Here is a 19,288-nt window from a genome sequence, read left to right as displayed (position 1 = left end):
CAAGATGGAGGGGACTCACCCCGACAAGCTCACGGTTTGTTCAGAGAAACTTCTTGGATGTCCAAGTTCGGAAAGTTCAAAAGCTTCTAAAAAATAAGGCTTGACAAAAAACCACTTCAGTGGTAAAATAAACAGGTCGTCAGCCGAAAGGCTGAGGCGCTACAGGACCTTGAAAATTGAACAATATCGAAAAACTTGTAAGGAACCTTTTAAGTGTTTGGAAAAACACTAAAAACAATTCCAAAAGTAATTCACACAGGACGCAAGCGATTGCGTGCTGAGCGAACAAGATTTAACACTTTAAAAGTGATAAATATCATTTATAAAGAGTTTGATCCTGGCTCAGGACGAACGCTGGCGGCGCGCCTAACACATGCAAGTCGAACGAGCAAGAGAGAGCTTGCTTTCTCGAGCGAGTGGCGAACGGGTGAGTAACGCGTGAGGAACCTGCCTCAAAGAGGGGGACAACAGTTGGAAACGACTGCTAATACCGCATAAGCCCACGGGTCGGCATCGACCAGAGGGAAAAGGAGCAATCCGCTTTGAGATGGCCTCGCGTCCGATTAGCTAGTTGGTGAGGTAACGGCCCACCAAGGCGACGATCGGTAGCCGGACTGAGAGGTTGAACGGCCACATTGGGACTGAGACACGGCCCAGACTCCTACGGGAGGCAGCAGTGGGGAATATTGCACAATGGGGGAAACCCTGATGCAGCGACGCCGCGTGGAGGAAGAAGGTCTTCGGATTGTAAACTCCTGTTGTTGGGGAAGATAATGACGGTACCCAACAAGGAAGTGACGGCTAACTACGTGCCAGCAGCCGCGGTAAAACGTAGGTCACAAGCGTTGTCCGGAATTACTGGGTGTAAAGGGAGCGCAGGCGGGAAGACAAGTTGGAAGTGAAATCTATGGGCTCAACCCATAAACTGCTTTCAAAACTGTTTTTCTTGAGTAGTGCAGAGGTAGGCGGAATTCCCGGTGTAGCGGTGGAATGCGTAGATATCGGGAGGAACACCAGTGGCGAAGGCGGCCTACTGGGCACCAACTGACGCTGAGGCTCGAAAGTGTGGGTAGCAAACAGGATTAGATACCCTGGTAGTCCACACCGTAAACGATGATTACTAGGTGTTGGAGGATTGACCCCTTCAGTGCCGCAGTTAACACAATAAGTAATCCACCTGGGGAGTACGACCGCAAGGTTGAAACTCAAAGGAATTGACGGGGGCCCGCACAAGCAGTGGAGTATGTGGTTTAATTCGACGCAACGCGAAGAACCTTACCAAGTCTTGACATCCCTTGACAGGCATAGAAATATGTTTTCTCTTCGGAGCAAGGAGACAGGTGGTGCATGGTTGTCGTCAGCTCGTGTCGTGAGATGTTGGGTTAAGTCCCGCAACGAGCGCAACCCTTATGGTCAGTTACTACGCAAGAGGACTCTGGCCAGACTGCCGTTGACAAAACGGAGGAAGGTGGGGATGACGTCAAATCATCATGCCCTTTATGACTTGGGCTACACACGTACTACAATGGCGTTAAACAAAGAGAAGCAAGACCGCGAGGTGGAGCAAAACTCAGAAACAACGTCCCAGTTCGGACTGCAGGCTGCAACTCGCCTGCACGAAGTCGGAATTGCTAGTAATCGTGGATCAGCATGCCACGGTGAATACGTTCCCGGGCCTTGTACACACCGCCCGTCACACCATGAGAGCCGGGGGGACCCGAAGTCGGTAGTCTAACCGCAAGGAGGACGCCGCCGAAGGTAAAACTGGTGATTGGGGTGAAGTCGTAACAAGGTAGCCGTAGGAGAACCTGCGGCTGGATCACCTCCTTTCTAAGGAGTCAGGCGAAAGAGCGACATCGAAGATGGAGATCTTTCGGACAGGTAACAAACGAGAAGAGTAGATATTGTTCGATTTTGAGGGCCCTGAAAAGGACACTCAAAGACGTACCTTGAAAACTGAATAATAACTGCGAAACAAAGATTATAGTAAGTTCTTTTTTAAGAAATATTGCAATTTCAAAAGGAAGGGTAACAATAATCTTCGTTGGCAAGAGAGAATCAAGAGGATACCAAATGTTCCAAGAGAACGTTTGAAAGGTCAAGCGAACAAGGGCGCAGGGCGAATGCCTTGGCACTGGGAGCCGATGAAAGACGTGATAAGCTGCGATAAGCTTCGGGGAGCTGCAAATAAGCATTGATCCGGAGATTTCTGAATGAGGAAACTCACCTGGGTTCATACTCAGGTACGTTATACTGAACTTCAAAATAGGTATATCGAGGGAACCGCCTGAACTGAAACATCTAAGTAGGGCGAGGAAGAGACATCAAACGAGATTCCGTAAGTAGTGGCGAGCGAACGCGGAAGAGGGCAAACCGAGAGTAGAAATACTTTCGGGGTACGGAGCGCATTTAGGACTTAAGTTGTTAACCGAACGGCATGGGAAGGCCGGTCAGAGAGTGTGAGAACCACGTAGGTGAAAACGACAAGAGCCGAGCGAATTCCAGAGTACGGCCAGACACGTGAAACCTGGTCGGAATACGGGGGGACCACCCTCCAACCCTAAATACTACCCAGTGACCGATAGCGTATAGTACTGTGAAGGAAAGGTGAAAAGCACCCCGGGAGGGGAGTGAAAAAGAACCTGAAACCCTGTGCCTACAAGCACCTAGAGCGCGTCAAAGCGTGATAGGGTACTTTTTGTAGAACGGTCCGGCGAGCGATTGTATGCAGCAAGGTTAAGGACTTAAGGTCTGGAGCCGAAGCGAAAGCGAGTTTGAAAAGGGCGTTAAGTTGCATATAATGGGCCCGAAACCGGGTGACCTACCCATGGTCAGGTTGAAGTGGAAGTAAAATTCCATGGAGGACCGAACCGACCTCCGTTGAAAAGGCGGCGGATGAACTGTGGGTAGCGGAGAAATTCCAATCGAACCCGGAGATAGCTGGTTCTCCCCGAAATAGTTTTAGGACTAGCCTCAAGTTAGATACCTGGAGGTAAAGCACTGAATAGCCTAGCGGCCGAGAGGTTAGCGAAGCTTATCAAACTCAGAATGCCAGAGTATTGATGCTTGGGAGTCAGACAGTGTCAGATAAATGTCATTGTCAAAAGGGAAACAGCCCAGATCTACAGCTAAGGTCCCAAAGTCAGGTTAAGTGGAAAACGATGTGAAGATACGTAGACAACCAGGATGTTGGCTCAGAAGCAGCCACTCATTCAAAGAGTGCGTAATAGCTCACTGGTCGAGCGTCTTTGCGCGGAGAATTTAACGGGGCTAAACCTGACACCGAAGCTTAGGCAGCATGATTACATGCTGGGTAGGGGAGCGTTGTATACGCGGTGAAACAGTAGCGCAAGCGGCTGTGGAGTGTATAGAAGTGAGAATGCCGGAATGAGTAGCGCGAATGCAGTGAGAATCTGCATGGCCGAAAGCCTCAGGTTTCTGGAGGAAGGTTCGTCCGCTCCAGGTTAGTCGGGAGCTAAGGTGAGGCCTAACGGCGTAGCCGATGCACAGACGGTAGAGATTCCGTCACCACCAAAAGAGTTAAACACAGGGACACATATGAAGTCTCGGAGCCGGGTGTTGGTTCCGGTAGCGATCGAGGGAAGTTAGTACCGAAGTCCGGGATGGAAGATGGCGAGAAAAGCTGTGTGTATTTCTGCGGTGCCCGTACCGCAAACCGACACAGGTAGGTAGGAAGAAGATTCTAAGGCCAACGGGAGAAGGGTTGTTAAGGAACTCGGCAAATTGACCCCGTAACTTCGGGAGAAGGGGTGCTGCAGCAATGCAGCCGCAGAGAATCGGCCCAAGCAACTGTTTACCAAAAACACAGGTTTGTGCTAAATCGAAAGATGACGTATACGAGCTGACGCCTGCCCGGTGCTGGAAGGTTAAGAGGAGATGTGCAAGCATTGAATCGAAGCCCCAGTGAACGGCGGCCGTAACTATAACGGTCCTAAGGTAGCGAAATTCCTTGTCAGGTAAGTTCTGACCCGCATGAAAGGCGTAATGATTTGGGCACTGTCTCAACAGCCCGCCCGGCGAAATTGTAGTACCGGTGAAGATGCCGGTTACCCGCGACAAGACGGAAAGACCCCATGGAGCTTTACTGTAGCCTAATATTGGGTTTCGATGTTGCATGCACAGGATAGATGGGACACTGGGAAGCAGGTGCTTTGGCGCTTGTGGAGTGGCCGTTGGGATACCATCCTTGCGATATTGGAATTCTAACCTGCGCCTTTGAATCAAGGCGGGGGACATTGTTAGGTGGGCAGTTTGACTGGGGCGGTCGCCTCCTAAAGAGTAACGGAGGCGTTCAAAGGTTCGCTCAGCTTGAACGGAAATCAAGCAAAAGAGTGCAAACGCAGAAGCGAGCCTAACTGCGAGACTGACGGGTCGAGCAGTAACGAAAGTTGGAGTTAGTGATCCGGTGGTATGTGAGTGGAAATGCCATCGCTCAACGGATAAAAGTTACCCTGGGGATAACAGGCTGATCTCCCCCAAGAGTCCACATCGACGGGGAGGTTTGGCACCTCGATGTCGGCTCATCGCATCCTGGGGCTGTATTCGGTCCCAAGGGTTTGGCTGTTCGCCAATTAAAGCGGTACGCGAGCTGGGTTCAGAACGTCGTGAGACAGTTCGGTCCCTATCTGTCGTGGGCGCAGGATATTTGATGGGAGCTGTTCCTAGTACGAGAGGACCGGAGCGGACGTACCTCTGGCGCACCAGTTGTTCTGCCAAGAGCATAGCTGGGCAACTATGTACGGATCGGATAAACGCTGAAAGCATCTAAGCGTGAAGCCGACCCAAAGATAAGATATCCCATTGTTTCAAACAAGTAAGACCCCTTGAAGACTACAAGGTTGATAGGCACGATGTGTAAGTGGAGCGATCCATTCAGCAAGTGTGTACTAATAGGTCGAGGGCTTGACCACAATTCGCTTGAGACTCTGAGAGTCAACGAAAAAATGTGAGCAGTGATTATTCAGTTTTGAAGGCACGTCCTTCTAAGAAATACTGGACAAAGTACAACAAACATGTTATACTGGTTCAGTCAGATTGGTCGGTGTCGATGACGGTGAGGTTCCACCTGTTCCCATTCCGAACACAGAAGTTAAGCTCACTTGTGCCGAAGATAGTTCGCTGGAAACGGCGTGTGAAAATAGGTAGTCGCCGACTTGAACAAAAAACGCTTCAGAAGAAATTCTGAGGCGTTTTTCTTTTGCCGGAAAGCTTTGTCAAATCTTTTTCTCCGGGTTTATACAGGGATGCTGGTATCAAAAAATATCAGAGTGCCGGCGGCGTCCAGATTTCTCCGCCTTCCTCCCCATCATGTTTTTTGGCAAAAATCACCATATAGTCTGCCGCTTCACCTTGTCCATCTGCGGCCTCCTGCTTCACAATTTCAACGCAGTACTCAACAGTATTGCCATTGTATTGATAATAACACAGAAAATTTGCCACCAATGCATTCGCAGCTCTTTTCCACGCCTGCGGATCAACAGCATTCTCCGGCATGGAAAAGACAGCCGTTCCGAATCCGTCGTCACCGACAGTTACATCTGTCGGCCAAATATGGGTTACATTCTGAGACTCAAAGACATCCGTGTATCCAGCCTCAACTTCCTTAAGATATGCCTCCAGAATGGCCCGTGCTTTTACGCTCAGCGCTTTGTTTTCGACCAGATTATAAGAATCCTCGCTTTGCTCAACTGCCGCTTTCAGTGCAGTCTTTACTGCATTTTTTGTCTGCTCTGAACTGCTGATGCCGCTGGGCCAGCAGCCTGTCAGTGCAGTCAGTGTCAATGCGCCGCCTAAAAGCAAAACTGCCCGTCTTGAGATTTTTCTCACGATAAAACACATCCTTTCTGATTCTATCCTTTACAGTCGGGGTTTCCCCCTTTTCTTGTTTATTGTAATACATCCCCCCGGGTCAAACTGCATTCACGCAGGTTTCAACCCCTTTCGCGCGCATTGTGAAAAATAATTCTCCATTTTTTAGGCAGGATGTATAGGAATCAAAAAAATGCGGGGCAACCGCCTGATGTGCGCAATCGCGCACCCCAGTTCAGCAGAAAACTTGCAATAAAAAAGCAGCTCTGCCAAGGCAGAGCTGCAAAGTTTGCAATACGGGTAAAATCAGCGCTTAGAGAACTGAGGTGCACGACGGGCAGCCTTCAGACCGTACTTCTTACGTTCCTTCATACGAGGATCGCGGGTCAGGAAGCCTTCCTTCTTCAGAGCAGCACGGTTCTCCGCGTTCTGCTGCAGCAGAGCGCGGCTCAGGCCGTGGCGGATAGCGCCAGCCTGACCGGAAACACCGCCGCCGGAAACGCGGACGACGACATCGTACTTGCCCTCCAGGCCCAGCAGGACCAGCGGAGAACGGACGATCAGCTTCAGGGTCTCCAGACCAAAGTAGTTGTCGATATCACGATCGTTGATGGTGATCTTGCCAGTGCCGGTGTAAACACGAACGCGGGCAACGGAATCCTTACGACGACCAGTGCCGTAGAAATAAGGTTTGGTTTCGTACATGTTCGATTGCCTCCTTCTTAGAACTCGATCTTCTCGGGCTTCTGAGCTGCGTGAGCGTGCTCGGCACCCTGGTAGCAGTGCAGGCGGGTCAGAGCCTTAGCACCGATGGTGTTGGAAGGGATCATGCCCTTGACAGCGTAGGTCATGGCCAGATCGCTGTGCTCAGCCATCAGCTTGCTGTACTGGACCTTCTTCAGGCCGCCGATGTACTTGCTGTGGGTGATGTGGAACTTCTGCTCAGCCTTCTTGCCGGTCAGAACAGCCTGATCGCAGTTGATGACAACAACGAAATCGCCGCAGTCCACGTTGGGGGTATAATCGACCTTCTGCTTGCCGCGCAGCAGAACAGCGGCCTCAGCAGCGACGTGGCCCAGGCTCTTGCCGGCAGCGTCGAGCAGGTACCACTTGCGCTCGACTTCAGCGGGCTTCACGAGAGTAGTGCTCATATCTATTTCCTCCTGATAAGCTTTTTGTACGTTTCAGGCGCCTTTCTGGGGCGCGAGTGTCAGTATACATCATAAAAAGGTGCCTGTCAACAGCATTTTTTGATTTTTTCATTGTAATTTTTTCAATCTTGCAAAATCTCACGTTTTCTCTTGAATCCTCATTATTTCTAAAAACGCATTTTCTGCAAAATTTTCTGCCCACGGCCGCACATTTTCTGCCGCTGCCCGCTACAATTTTGTCTGCCGGTGTGGTATACTATAAAGGATATGGCAGCTTTTGCTGCGCACTGATACAAGGAGAATTTTTTACATGCCAAACGACATCGACCGCAACGCCTCTGCCCAGCGCCGCACCTCCAAGCTTCTGGCCGCTATGGGCATCTTTGTTGCTCTGGGCATCATTGCTTACATTATTTTAACGCTGCTGGTCAACCGCAGCGTGCCCGCAAACCCGGACACCCACTACACCGGCACAAACGGCGTTTCCGTCTACTATGACAGTTCCATCTGGAAGGTATGCCAGATGACCGAGGACAGCACCCTTGGCACCGTGCTGGAACTCGCCACGGCAGACAGCGCCGACGGTGAGGACTACGAAGCTGTGCTGCTGCAGCGCGGCACTGCCGACAGCTATACGGACTTTATCGATGCGTCCGAGAAGGACCTCAAGCAGGCCTATGGCGTCATCAAGCCCCGCAAGGTGAACCTGACCGTGGACGGTGCCGAGGTGGAGGCCGTGCGCTGCGACATTCAGGCGTATTATGCGGTGCTGGCCACCATTACCTACCCCAGCGGTGACGTGGTGTATGTTTCCGGCCTGACAAAGCTTGCCTCCATCAACGACATTGTGAACCTTGTGGAAAGTGTGACCCTGTCATGAGCAGTTCCCGTGCAATGCAGCGTCTGTGCGGCCTGATGCGCAAGGCTGTGCAGGACTATGAAATGATCGCCCCCGGCGATAAAGTGATGGTGGGCGTTTCCGGCGGCAAGGACAGCGTAGCGCTGACCATTGGCCTCGCGGAGCTGCGCAAGTACATCGGCTTTGATTTTACGGTGCAGGCCGTCACGCTGGACCCGCAGTTCGGCGGCAGGCCCATGGATTATACCGTATTGCAGGAGCTGTTTGCCCAGTACGATATCCCCTATGAGATCCGCCGCACCGAGATCGGCCCTGTGGTGTTCGACTACCGCAAGGAGAAGAACCCCTGCGCCCTGTGCGCCAAGCTGCGGCGCGGTGCACTGCACACGGCAGCGCAGGAACTGGGCTGCAACAAGGTGGCGCTGGGCCACCATCTGGACGATGCCGTGGAGACCTTTTACATGAATCTCTGGCGGGAGGGCCGCATCGGCTGCTTCTCGCCGGTCACCTATCTTTCGCGCCGGGACCTCACCCTCATCCGGCCCATGCTGCTGGCCACCGAGCAGGAGGTCATTTCCGCAGTGAACGCCGAGGGGCTGCCCATCGTCAAGAGCGTCTGCCCTGCCGACGGCGTGACCGTGCGCGAACAGACCAAGGAGTTCGTCAAGGAGCGCTGCCGCACCGACCATGCTTTCCGCCAGAAAACCCTGCACGCACTGCAGGAGAGCGGCATCGATGGCTGGCGGCCCGTCCACACCGGGCGCGGCAGCTTTGCAATTACAAACGAGGAAGAATGAATCATGAAGACTCAACCTTTTGAAAAACACGTCTGGGCCGAGATCGACCTCGATGCCCTGCGGCATAACTTCCGGGCCGTCAAAGCCCGGGCCGGCGACCTGCCGCTGTGCGCGGTGGTCAAGGCCGACAGCTACGGCCACGGCGCTGTGCAGTGTGCCCGCGTTTTTGCGCAGGAGGGCGCAGCATGGCTGGCAGTGAGCTGCCTGACCGAGGCCGTGCAGCTGCGTCAGGACGGGCAGACTCTGCCCATCCTTATTTTGGGCCATGTTCAGCCGGAGTACGCCCAGACCCTCATCCACGAGGATATCACCGTAGCGTGCTACTCCACCGAACAGGCGCAGAACCTTTCCGCTGCTGCCGTAAAGGCAGGCGGCAGAGTAAAGATCCACCTCAAGGCAGATACCGGCATGGGCCGCATCGGCTTTGCCCTGCGCACCGATTTTGATGCCGCCATCCGCGAAATGCTGGCTGTGTGTGCGCTGCCGGGCCTTGAGATGACCGGCCTGTTCCAGCACTTCTCGGTGGCCGACGACACCGCCGAAGAGAACGTTGCCTACACCGCGGAGCAGCACGCACTGTTCGTCAGAGCGTTCCATGCGCTCAAGGCGGCAGGCCGTGAGCCGCAGACCGTCCACTGTGACAACTCTGCGGGCGTGATGCTGCACCCGGACTGGCCCGAGGGATTGGCCCGGGAGCGCTGCATGGCGCGGCCCGGCATCATCCTCTACGGCTACGACCCCAGCGACGAGGTGCGCTTTGGGCAGTTCCGGCCGGTGATGACCCTCAAGACCGTGGTGAGCATGGTCAAGGAAATGCAGCCCGGTCAGAGCGCCAGCTATGGCCGCCGCTTCACCGCCGATAAGCCCACGCTGGTGGCCACCCTGTGCACCGGTTATGCGGACGGTTATCCCCGCCAGCTGAGCTGCGGCAAGGGCATCGTGGAGATCCACGGCAAGGCCTGCCCGGTGCTTGGCCGCGTGTGCATGGACCAGATGATGGTGGATGTGACCGGTATCCCGGACATCCACGAGGGCGACGAAGCCATCCTGTGGGGCGGCAGCGTCAGTGATACTGCCGAGACCATCGCCCGCAAGACCGACACCATTTCCTACGAGGTGCTGTGCGGCGTGTCCCGCCGCGTGCCCCGCGTCTACCTCGAGCACGGAAAGATCGTGGATGTCGAGGATTGGATACTGGAAGCTTAAATTTCTCCCGGAGGAACTACATGGCAAGAGACAATATCCGCAATTTCTGCATCATTGCACACATTGACCACGGCAAATCCACCCTGTCGGACCGTATTCTGGAGCTGACCAAGAGTGTGGACGAGCGCACCATGGAAGACCAGATTTTGGACAACATGGACATTGAGCGCGAGCGCGGCATCACCATCAAGGCCCGCGCTGTCACCATGAACTATACCGCCAAGGACGGCAAGACCTACGAGTTCAACCTCATCGATACCCCGGGCCACGTGGACTTTGCCTACGAGGTCAGCCGCAGTCTGGCCGCCTGCGAGGGTGCCATCCTTGTGGTGGATGCCACCCAGGGCGTGGAAGCTCAGACGCTGGCCAACACCTACATGGCGCTGGAGCATGATCTGGAATTGGTGCCCATCCTGAATAAGATCGACCTGCCCAGCGCCCACCCGGACGAGGTGGCGCAGGAGGTGGAGGACGTGATCGGCCTGCCCTGTCTGGATGCGCCCCGCGTCTCTGCCAAGACCGGCCTGAATGTGGATCAGGTGCTGGAGCGTGTCGTCACCGACATTCCTGCTCCCACCGGCGACCCGGATGCCCCGCTGAAGGCGCTGATCTTCGACAGCATCTACGACAGCTACAAGGGCGTTATCGTCTATATCCGTGTGTTTGAGGGCACCGTGAAGCCCGGCGATACCATCCGCATGATGGCCACCGGCGCGGAGTTCACGCTGGTAGAAGTGGGCCACATGGGTGCTACCAACCTTTCTCCCTGTGCCCAGCTGCAGGCTGGTGAGGTCGGCTATCTGACCGCCAGCATCAAGACCGTGCAGGACACCCGCGTGGGCGATACCGTCACGCTGGCCAATAATCCCACCGCCGAAGCACTGCCCGGCTACCGTCAGGTCAAGCCCATGGTGTTCTGCGGCATCTACCCCGCCGACGGTGCCAAGTACCCCGACCTGAAGGATGCACTGGAAAAGCTGCAGCTGAACGATGCCTCCCTCACCTTTGAGCTGGAGACCAGCGCCGCGCTGGGCTTCGGTTTCCGCTGCGGCTTCCTTGGCCTGCTGCACATGGAGATCATCACCGAGCGGTTGGAACGCGAGTTCGATCTGGATATCATCACCACCACGCCCAGCGTGCGCTACCGCCTTACCCTGACCGACGGCACTGTGGAGATGATCGACAATCCTTCCAGCTACCCCGACCCCTCCAATATCGTCAAGCAGGAAGAGCCTTTTGTGGATGTGCACCTGTACACCCCCAACGACTATGTGGGCGGCCTGATGGATCTGTGCCAGAACAAGCGCGGCGTGCTGATCGACATGAAGTATCTGGACGATGTGCGCGTTGATCTGCACTATGCTCTGCCGCTGGGCGAGATCGTGTACGACTTCTTTGATGCCATCAAGAGCCGCAGCCGGGGCTACGCCAGCTACGATTACGAGTTTAAGGAGTACCGCGAGAGCGACCTTGTCAAGCTGGACTTCCTGCTCAATGGCGACCCTGTGGACGCGCTGTCCATGATCGTGTTCCGCGATAACGCTTACGCCAAGGGCCGCCGCATCTGCGAAAAGCTGCGGGATAACATCCCCCGCAACCTGTTCGAGATCCCGGTACAGGCTGCCATCGGCGGCAAGATCATTGCCCGTGAAACGGTCAAGGCCATGCGCAAGGACGTGCTTGCCAAGTGCTACGGCGGCGACATCTCCCGCAAAAAGAAGCTGCTGGAAAAGCAGAAGGAAGGCAAAAAGAAGATGCGTCAGCTGGGCAGCGTTTCCCTGCCCAGTGAAGCCTTTACCGCTGTGCTCAAGCTGGACAGCGACGACGATTAAACTTTATAGATCAAAGAGAACCCGCGCTCTGGTATGCTGCAATGCACCCAGCGCGCGGGTTCTCTCTGTTTTTTCACAATCTCAGTTTACAACAAAAAATGAGATAGGCACCCCCTTTCGGGGAAACCTATCTCATTTTTTTGTTGGGACTATTTTGCAACAGTCCCTTTACGTTGGGGCGTTAGGGGGCCGCTTACAGTCTCTTGACTGCTCTTTTCCGATTTGCTTCTGCCCGGATTATACATGATTTCAGTGCAAAAGTCATCGAAACCTGCGCGAAACGTTCTTGAATCTGCGTGAACGAATCATCTGGGCAGCAAAAAAGCCCCGGAAAGGCTGTCTGGGTGCCTTCCGGGGCTGCTGTGAAAGATGACTGCATCAGTAATACTTTTCAGTCAAAAAGTACTACTGATACACTGCTTCGAGGGCTTTCTCACTCACTTTTCTGCTTCAGGCGGGCGTATTCGGCATCGGCCTGAATGGCTGCAGAGGTGAAGCTGTTGTTGTTCCACCAGCTGATCAGCGCGGCCACGGTGGTGATGCCGGCGGTCACCAGCTGTTCCACAGTCTGGCTCTCAATGGGCAGCATAGGTTTGCCCAGAGCGCTCAGCACCTGATTGGTCAGGGCAAGCAGCAGCACAGCGGTGCGGGCGATGGTGGCGGCAGAAATTTTACCAAAGTTCATATCAATTCCTCACTTTCTCATTTTGTTCAAGGTCAGCGATGCGGTGGTTGGCCACCTTCATCTGTTCTTCTAAAATCGGTACGCGGCGGGCAAAATTGTTATGCTCGCGCACCTCGCGGGTCAGCTCTTCGAGCTTGGTGTCGGTCACGGCCTGACTGCGGCTGTTGGCGATCAGCACGCCGATCAGGGTCACGGCCCCGGCAATGACAGCGGATAAGATCGTTTCCATTCCGTTCACCGCCTTTACCCGACCCACCGGCTTTTTGCTTTGCGCACATCCACATGGACAAAGCCTTTTGCGGGGTAGCGGCCGATGCCGCCGGTGCCGGGCAGCAGGGTCTCGGCGTAGGCGGCAAGCTGCTCCACCGGCACGCCGGACACCCGGATATCCGCGGCACGGCCATACTGATGCTGGCTGTAAACCGCCCCGCCCACAGCCCTGTTGTGTGCAGCGGTGCGGTAGCCGCTGGTAATGACCACCGGTGCGCCAAAATGGTCACGGATGGCCTGCAGCACCTGCACCAGTTCGCTGTCCACAAACAAAGGGTCGGTGCCGTCTTTGCAGGCAAATTCCTTTGCGCGGAAGCTGCGGCTCAGCAGCGTTTCGCCATCCCTTGCGCGGGAGTAAACGTTAAGCATGGCCGTCCTCCTGCAGCAGCGCTGCCACGGCATCCCTCAGCCGGGCGGGCACATCCTCCAGCGTTTTGATGCCCTTGCGGATCAGGGCCGCATAGATCCTTGCCATTACACACCACCTCCTTCGTACAGTTCACACAGGGCCAGCTGCAGGTCGGTCAGCTGGCAGGTCAGGCTGGCAATCGTCTCGGGCAGACGGGCTGCTTCCTCGGCCTGCTGGCGCTCTTTTTCCCGCGCGGCCAATTCTTCTTCCGTATAGCGGATGTATCTCTGCACCGGCACCTGTTCGGTCCATGCGGCCTGCGCAGGCATGCCCGGCACGTCGATGACCTTCCGCACATCCCTGCCGCCGCCGGGATACTCCGTTACGGTCTCGTAGTGGCTCACTTCCTCCACGCCTTCCACGGCGGGGTGCTCCACTGGCTCGGTGTCGTCCACCAGATACCCAAGCGTCAGGTCAGGGTTTTCAATGGCTGCACCGTTCTCGTCAATGATCTTCATGGTTCAAAACCTCCTTTCTCAGGCCACGCGCCGCCAGATGTGCACATAGTAGGCGGCAGGCTGCACGGTGGCGCTGCGGCCGTAGATGGCATTAGACTTGGATGCATCCAGACTGAACTTATATACATCAGAAAAGGAATTGTATTCGCCCGTAGATGCGATCACGTTGCCGGCAGTGAATGCGCCGGATACCTTATGTTCACCCTTTTTTACATCCGCGACAAAAGAGCCTGTGATGTTCGGCAGTCCGGCCTTCACGGTGGTGCCCGCTGCGTGGCTGCTGCTGGCACCCATCAGCACGCGCTCCGATGCGATCTGCTCCCATGTGCCGCCAAACAGGGCGGCAGGGCTGGTGGGGTCGGTGCTCTGGTAGATGCTGCCCACCGGGTAGGCAGCGGAGCTGGGTGCGGCCAGCAGAGCATCGACATCTTCCTTTGTATAATAGGAAGAAAAATCGGCACCGAAGGTGCGCAGGGCGTTTGCCTTTTCGGCAGCGGTCCATTCCCCGGCGGCTGCGGCGGTGGTCAGAGCCTTCTTCACGCCATAAGGCAGCAGGGCTGCGGTCAGCGGCAGAAGTGCATCCGTCATGCTGTCCAGCTGTTCGCGGGCAGCTGGTGCGATGATCAGGGTTCCGTCGCTGCGCACGTTGATGCCGCAGGCGGGGTCCACCCGCACTGCGCCGGGGGCCGAAGCCGTGGGCACCGTGCTGCTGCGCAGATAGGGCGACAGATCCGGCATGGCGGCAGTATCGGTCAACACGGCCCCGGTGTTGGGGTCCACGCTCAGCACCCGAAGCAGCTGGCCGGAGACCGGAACTGCCGGGCAGGGAAGCGCCCCCACATCCTGCGCCGTCAGTTTTACGATGCCGCTTTTGCCGTTCACGCTCACTACCTGACCGTCGGTAGGCACCAGCTCCTCTGCCCGTGCGGCAGCAGCCTCGGCACGGGCTGCACAGCGGGATGCAGCGGCACTGTCGGCGCTGGTGCGCTGTGCCGCGGTCTGGGCCTGTGCCGCATTGGATGCCGTGCTTGCAGCACTGGCTGCGGCACGCTGCGCGGCGGTGGAAGCGGTACTGGCACTTTCCAGCACACGCGCCACGAACTGCTCATACTGCGAGGGCGGCAGCTCTTCCGCGCCGCCGTCGGTGGGCAGGATGGCGTAGGTGTCGTAGCTGCCGGGCCGGGTATAGGCGGCGTAGCCGCTGGCATCGATGGCTGCCAGCATCCACTGTCCGCCGGTGCTTCCGGTCAGGCGGCGGTCCACGGTGACGCAGTGCTGCGTGTCCAGTGAGACCGGTGCCAGCAGGGTGCCGTCGCTGCGGCGCAGGTAGAGCGCAACGGTGCACCCGGCCCATGCTTCCGGCAGCGTGAAGCACAGCTCGTCCACACCGGCAGCGTTCTGTGCACCGAGGTGCAGGCGGTGCGGCTGGGACAGAAATTCGGTGCCGCCGCACTGCCTTTGAATGATCTTGATGTTCACTTGAAAACCTTCCTTTCTGTTTTTTGTTTGATTGTACAGCCGCTGCCCGGCAGCTGCCAGTGTGGTCTTTTGCTGCACAAATTTCTGTGCTTCGGCATTTTGCCGGGAGGCGCTTTTCATGAGTAATTCGCACAGTTCTTTGTGGGTGAAAAATGGGATGAAAAAGAGGTGGCTTTGTACGGAAAACCAGCGATTTTTGGCCGCTTGCCGCATGGGAAAACGAACCCAAAAGTGCAGTTTCCGGTGCAAAAAGTCCAAAATAAATGTTAAAAATTCGTGAACAAAACACCCCAGAAAACAGGTCGAAAATCGGAAGGAAATAACCGAAAAAACAATATTTTGGAGAAAACAATGTTAAAGTTGCACAAAAAATAACGTCAAAAAACTAACAAAGTATGAGAAGGTGATTTGACAAATGGCCATTGGACTGGTAAAATAAGAGCCGCTCAACGGAACCAACAGACGTTGCAGCGTTTAAAATTTATCTGGATGAAGTAAAAAGCCGTCTTATATACGGCGCGGCGCGGGCAGATGGGGTCCGGGCCGGGAGGGTAACTGCACCCTCCGCAGCGGAGTCCAAATTGTATACGATGCTCGATTTTACCAAAAAGAGGGCATCGTATTTGATTGTGGGGCCAGATGGCTTCTGCCCGCCCCGCAGTCCGGGCGGCCGGGGCATGAAAAACATGTCCGCGGCCACAGCCAATTTTGAAAAGAGAGGAGTTGTCTCGTATCGCTTCCGTAAAATTGAAGAAAGCATTGTCTGACTGCAAGCATGCAGTCTCTCCCCGTGTGCTGGCGTTTTGTGTCATGGTCGTGTGCCTTGTGGCTACACTCAGTGTGACCGCTGCGAATCTGCGGCTGACCTACGTCACAGACTCCAATGGTGCCCGGCAGGTGATCCTCACCTCCGAGACCGACCCTGCACAGGTTATGAACCTTTCCGGCATCCAGTCCGAAGAGGGCGATCAGGTCTATTACACGGCCTACAGCGGCAACCTTGCCGCCCTGAACATTGAGCGCGCATTCTCCGTCAGCATCACTGCCGACGGTCAGGAGTACCCCGTCAAAATGGTGTTCGGCACCGTGGCGGATGCCCTGAAGCGTGCCGGTATCACCCTGGAGGGTGACGACTACACCGAGCCTGCTCTGGACCAGCTGGTGAGCGCAGGTTCCACCATCACGGTGCACCGCGTGGACTACACCGACCGTGTGGAGACGCAGGCCATCCCCTACGATACCGAGTACGTCTACACCAGCCTGTATTTCCGCAACACCGGCCGCGCCACCACGGTGCGCCATGGTGCGGAAGGCCAGCAGACGATCACCACCCGCGACCGCTATGTGGACGGCGAGCTGGAAAACAGCATCGTGGTGGATTCCACCACCACTGTGGAGCCGACCAACCACATCGTAAAGACCTATGGCGCAGGCGCGCCGGTCTCCCCGCTGACCGGCCCGGACGGCACCACCAATGCACCCGCCTCTTACAGCAAGGTGCTCACCGGAAAGGCCACCGGCTACTATTCCAAGACCGGCAAGGGTTCTTCCGGTCTGGGTCTGGGCTACGGCACTGTGGCTGTGGACCCGGATGTGATCCCCTACGGCACCAAGCTGTATATCACCTCCACCGACGGCAAGTTCGTGTACGGCTATGCGGTGGCTACCGATACCGGCATTGCCGTGCAGAAGGGCCAGATCCTTGTGGACCTGTTCTACGAGACCTACGCCGAGAGCGTGATCAATGGAGCCATTCAGGTGAACGTCTACGTGGTGGACTGAGCAGGCTGAAAAGAACCGGGGAAACCGGAACTGAAAATTTTCAACAGAAACAGAGAGCTTCTGTACACCTTCCCTTTGGGAGGGTGCGCAGAGGCTCTTTTTTATTGTCAGATTGGCAGGATTCACCATAAAATTTGTAAAAATTTAGCGGGTATGTATATAAGAGAAAAATATCAACGAAAAGATTATGGTAAATTTTACAGTAAAATGCGGCGAAACTCTTGAAAAACAGACCGAAATTCTTTAATATAAAAGGGTAAAAAGCTATAGGTGCGCTTTGTGCATCTGTACGGGGAGGAGCAGTCTATGAAACCGACCGAGGAGAAGATCCAGAGCAATGCATCGGACCTGCCGGTGTATTTGTTCAAACAGGGCAATAACTGTGAAGCATACCGCTACTTTGGCGCACACATGGAAACGCGTGCCGGTGAAGCAGGTGTGGTGTTCCGCGTGTGGGCACCCCATGCTGTAGCCATCAGCGTGGTGGGCGACTTTAACAGCTGGAAGCCGGGCAGCCACCCGATGCGCAAGGTGGATGGCGATTCCGTATGGGAATTGTTCATCCCGGGCATGAAGGAATATGATGTTTATAAATACTGCGTGACCACCCGCGCAGGTGATCTGGTCTATAAGGCCGATCCCTATGCGTTCCACGCCGAGACCCGCCCGTCCAACGGCAGCAAGGTCTACGATATCAGTGGTTTTGCGTGGCACGATGATGCATGGCAGGCAGCACAGAAAAAGGCTGATGTGATCAACAGCCCGATGAATATTTACGAGATGCACGCCGGCAGCTGGAAGATGAAAGAGGGCGGTAAGCCCTACAATTATTCCGAGCTGGCAGACGAGCTGATCCCGTATATCACAGAGATGGGCTATACCCATGTGGAACTGCTGCCGGTCATGGAATATCCGTTTGACGGCAGCTGGGGCTATCAGGTCACCGGCTATTTTGCACCCACCAGCCGCTACGGCACCCCCAAGGACCTGATGGCCTTTGTGGATAAGCTCCATGCCGCCGGCATTGGTGTGATCATGGACTGGGTGCCTGCTCACTTCCCGAAGGATCAGTTCGGCCTGTACAACTTTGATGGCGAAGCCTGCTACGAGGACCCGAATCCGAAGCGCGGCGAACATAAGGAGTGGGGCACCATGGTGTTCGACTTCGGCCGCAGCGAGGTGCAGAGCTTCCTGATCTCCAGCGCACTGTATTGGCTGGAGCAGTACCATATCGACGGTCTGCGCGTGGACGCGGTGGCATCCATGCTGTATCTGGACTATAACCGCAAGCAGGGCGAGTGGGAGCCGAACAAGAACGGCGGCAAGGAAAATCTGGAGGCTGTTGCTTTCCTGCGCAAGCTGAACGACACCGTGCTGGGCCGTCACCCCCACAAGTACATGATCGCGGAAGAATCCACTGCATGGCCCATGGTCACAAAGCCTGCTTCGGACGGCGGCCTTGGTTTCAACTTCAAGTGGAACATGGGCTGGATGAACGATATGCTCAGCTACATGAAGACTGACCCGCTCTTCCGTTCCGGCAACCACAACAAGGTCACCTTCAGCTTCTTCTACGCCTTCAGCGAGAACTTTGTGCTGCCCATCAGCCACGATGAGGTGGTGCACGGCAAGGGCAGCCTGATCAACAAGATGCCCGGCGAGTACGACGCCAAGTTTGCAAACCTGCGCACCTTCTTTGGCTACATGATGGCCCACCCGGGCAAGAAGCTGCTGTTCATGGGTCAGGAGTTCGGCCAGTTCGCCGAGTGGAACGAGACAAAGCCGCTGGACTGGATGCTGCTGGGCTACGATAAGCACACCGAGCTGCAGACCTACGTCAAGACCCTGAACGCCTTCTACAAGGAGCATCCCGCCTTCTGGCAGGTGGATTACAGCTGGGAGGGTTTCCAGTGGATCGTGCCGGATGACTCGCAGCAGAGCGTCATCGCCTTCCTGCGCAAGGACACTTCCGGCAAGCAGATCCTTGTGGTGTGCAACTTCAACCCCGTCCTGCGCGAGGGCTACACGCTGGGCGCACCGGTGGCAGGCTCCTACAAGGAGATCCTGAACAGCGACGATGCAGAGTTCGGCGGTTCCGGCGCAGTCCACAACAAGGCCGTGCGCACCCACAAAAAGCCGATGCACGGCTTTGAGCAGAGCATCACCATCACCCTGCCGCCCATGAGCACCCTGTATTTTGAAGTGCCCACCAAGCGCACCCGCAAGGCCGCAGCGGACAAGACCGATAAGGCGGGAAAAAAGACCGCAGCCAAAAAGGCAAAGACCGCTGCGGAGAAAGCTGCAGCAAAGGTGGTAAAGAAGCCGGGCCGCAAGCCCAAGGCAGAAGCTGCCGCTGCAGAGGAAAAACCGGTGAAAAAGACCGCCCGCAAGGCAAAGGTTGAGCCGGAAAAGGCCGAGGAAGCACCCAAAAAGCGCGCCCGCAAGCCCAAGGCAGAGGCAGAACCCAAGGCGGAAAAAGCACCCGCAAAAAGCACCCGCAAACCGAAGGAGCCCAAGGAATGACCCGGCTC

At 55.7% G+C, this 19,288-nt stretch carries 15 protein-coding genes and 3 rRNA genes; 9 read left to right on the top strand and 9 right to left on the bottom strand.

The window, feature by feature from the left end; genetic code table 11:
- The first annotated feature begins 319 nt into the window (after window positions 1-319).
- The 3 genes from PXT33_RS14395 (at window position 320) to rrf (ending at window position 5,175) form a co-directional block, all read left to right on the top strand.
- Window positions 320-1,830 (top strand): 16S ribosomal RNA (locus tag PXT33_RS14395).
- 266 nt (window positions 1,831-2,096) lie between these two features.
- A 23S ribosomal RNA gene (locus PXT33_RS14390) occupies window positions 2,097-4,931 on the top strand.
- 127 nt (window positions 4,932-5,058) lie between these two features.
- A 5S ribosomal RNA gene (gene rrf / locus PXT33_RS14385) occupies window positions 5,059-5,175 on the top strand.
- The 16S, 23S and 5S rRNA genes sit together here, the layout of an rRNA operon.
- Window positions 5,176-5,283: 108 nt before the next feature.
- Here rrf and PXT33_RS14380 read toward each other — a convergent pair.
- The 3 genes from PXT33_RS14380 to rplM form a co-directional block, all read right to left on the bottom strand.
- Window positions 5,284-5,847, bottom strand: coding sequence for a hypothetical protein (locus PXT33_RS14380; protein ID WP_154261308.1), 564 nt, complete (start codon window positions 5,845-5,847; stop codon window positions 5,284-5,286).
- Window positions 5,848-6,135: 288 nt separating this feature from the next.
- Window positions 6,136-6,534, bottom strand: a complete 399-nt coding sequence (gene rpsI, locus PXT33_RS14375) for a 30S ribosomal protein S9 (protein WP_332376831.1) — start codon at window positions 6,532-6,534, stop codon at window positions 6,136-6,138.
- Window positions 6,535-6,551: 17 nt separating this feature from the next.
- The gene (gene rplM, locus PXT33_RS14370) at window positions 6,552-6,980 is read right to left on the bottom strand and encodes a 50S ribosomal protein L13 (protein WP_005938158.1); all 429 of its coding nucleotides are present in this window, start codon (window positions 6,978-6,980) and stop codon (window positions 6,552-6,554) included.
- Between the two features lie 310 nt (window positions 6,981-7,290).
- Here rplM and PXT33_RS14365 point away from each other — a divergent pair, with 310 nt between their 5' ends.
- From PXT33_RS14365 to lepA, 4 genes are read left to right on the top strand one after another with little or no spacing between them, the layout of a single operon-like run.
- A complete protein-coding gene (locus tag PXT33_RS14365; protein ID WP_332376830.1) occupies window positions 7,291-7,860 on the top strand; it encodes a hypothetical protein in 570 nt (189 codons plus the stop codon).
- On the top strand, window positions 7,857-8,636 hold the full coding sequence (locus PXT33_RS14360; RefSeq protein WP_005938152.1) for a tRNA 2-thiocytidine biosynthesis TtcA family protein: 780 nt from the start codon (window positions 7,857-7,859) through the stop codon (window positions 8,634-8,636). The genes PXT33_RS14365 and PXT33_RS14360 overlap by 4 nt, the downstream gene beginning before the upstream one ends.
- A gap of 3 nt (window positions 8,637-8,639) precedes the next feature.
- Window positions 8,640-9,842, top strand: a complete 1,203-nt coding sequence (alr, locus tag PXT33_RS14355) for an alanine racemase (protein WP_332376829.1) — start codon at window positions 8,640-8,642, stop codon at window positions 9,840-9,842.
- Between the two features lie 20 nt (window positions 9,843-9,862).
- On the top strand, window positions 9,863-11,674 hold the full coding sequence (lepA, locus tag PXT33_RS14350) for a translation elongation factor 4 (protein ID WP_097774375.1): 1,812 nt from the start codon (window positions 9,863-9,865) through the stop codon (window positions 11,672-11,674).
- A gap of 433 nt (window positions 11,675-12,107) precedes the next feature.
- Here the strand turns inward: lepA and PXT33_RS14345 are convergent, their stop codons facing one another.
- Genes PXT33_RS14345 through PXT33_RS14320 form a run of 6 tightly spaced genes read right to left on the bottom strand, consistent with a single transcriptional unit; the run spans window position 12,108 to window position 14,975 of the window.
- Window positions 12,108-12,359: a phage holin gene (locus PXT33_RS14345; RefSeq protein ID WP_005938144.1), complete on the bottom strand. Its 252-nt coding sequence runs from the start codon at window positions 12,357-12,359 to the stop codon at window positions 12,108-12,110.
- Window position 12,360: 1 nt separating this feature from the next.
- Window positions 12,361-12,588, bottom strand: coding sequence for a hypothetical protein (locus tag PXT33_RS14340; RefSeq protein ID WP_044953283.1), 228 nt, complete (start codon window positions 12,586-12,588; stop codon window positions 12,361-12,363).
- A 14-nt stretch (window positions 12,589-12,602) separates the two neighbouring features.
- Entirely contained in the window at window positions 12,603-12,998 is a 396-nt protein-coding gene (locus PXT33_RS14335; protein ID WP_207698550.1) for a D-Ala-D-Ala carboxypeptidase family metallohydrolase, read from the bottom strand.
- Window positions 12,991-13,104 (bottom strand): CD1375 family protein, encoded by a 114-nt coding sequence (locus PXT33_RS14330; protein ID WP_263287078.1) that lies wholly within the window; start codon window positions 13,102-13,104, stop codon window positions 12,991-12,993. Before PXT33_RS14330 ends, PXT33_RS14335 begins: the two co-directional genes overlap by 8 nt.
- Window positions 13,104-13,496 carry a hypothetical protein gene (locus tag PXT33_RS14325; RefSeq protein WP_291012948.1) on the bottom strand — a complete coding sequence of 131 codons (393 nt, stop codon included), beginning with the start codon at window positions 13,494-13,496 and terminating at the stop codon, window positions 13,104-13,106. Before PXT33_RS14325 ends, PXT33_RS14330 begins: the two co-directional genes overlap by 1 nt.
- 18 nt (window positions 13,497-13,514) lie before the next feature.
- Window positions 13,515-14,975 carry a phage baseplate protein gene (locus tag PXT33_RS14320; protein ID WP_143405583.1) on the bottom strand — a complete coding sequence of 487 codons (1,461 nt, stop codon included), beginning with the start codon at window positions 14,973-14,975 and terminating at the stop codon, window positions 13,515-13,517.
- 759 nt (window positions 14,976-15,734) lie between these two features.
- On the opposite strand from PXT33_RS14320, the gene PXT33_RS14315 reads away from it, so the two are divergent.
- Together PXT33_RS14315 and glgB are read left to right on the top strand one after the other, a co-directional pair.
- Complete coding sequence (locus PXT33_RS14315; protein WP_242702886.1) at window positions 15,735-16,757, top strand: 3D domain-containing protein; 1,023 nt, start codon at window positions 15,735-15,737, stop codon at window positions 16,755-16,757.
- A 306-nt stretch (window positions 16,758-17,063) separates the two neighbouring features.
- Window positions 17,064-19,280, top strand: a complete 2,217-nt coding sequence (glgB, locus tag PXT33_RS14310) for a 1,4-alpha-glucan branching protein GlgB (protein ID WP_332376828.1) — start codon at window positions 17,064-17,066, stop codon at window positions 19,278-19,280.
- Window positions 19,281-19,288: the final 8 nt, after the last annotated feature.

This window comes from Faecalibacterium taiwanense (genome assembly GCF_036632915.2).
Classification (GTDB): domain Bacteria; phylum Bacillota; class Clostridia; order Oscillospirales; family Ruminococcaceae; genus Faecalibacterium; species Faecalibacterium taiwanense.
This window is presented reverse-complemented; position numbering and strand designations above follow the sequence as displayed.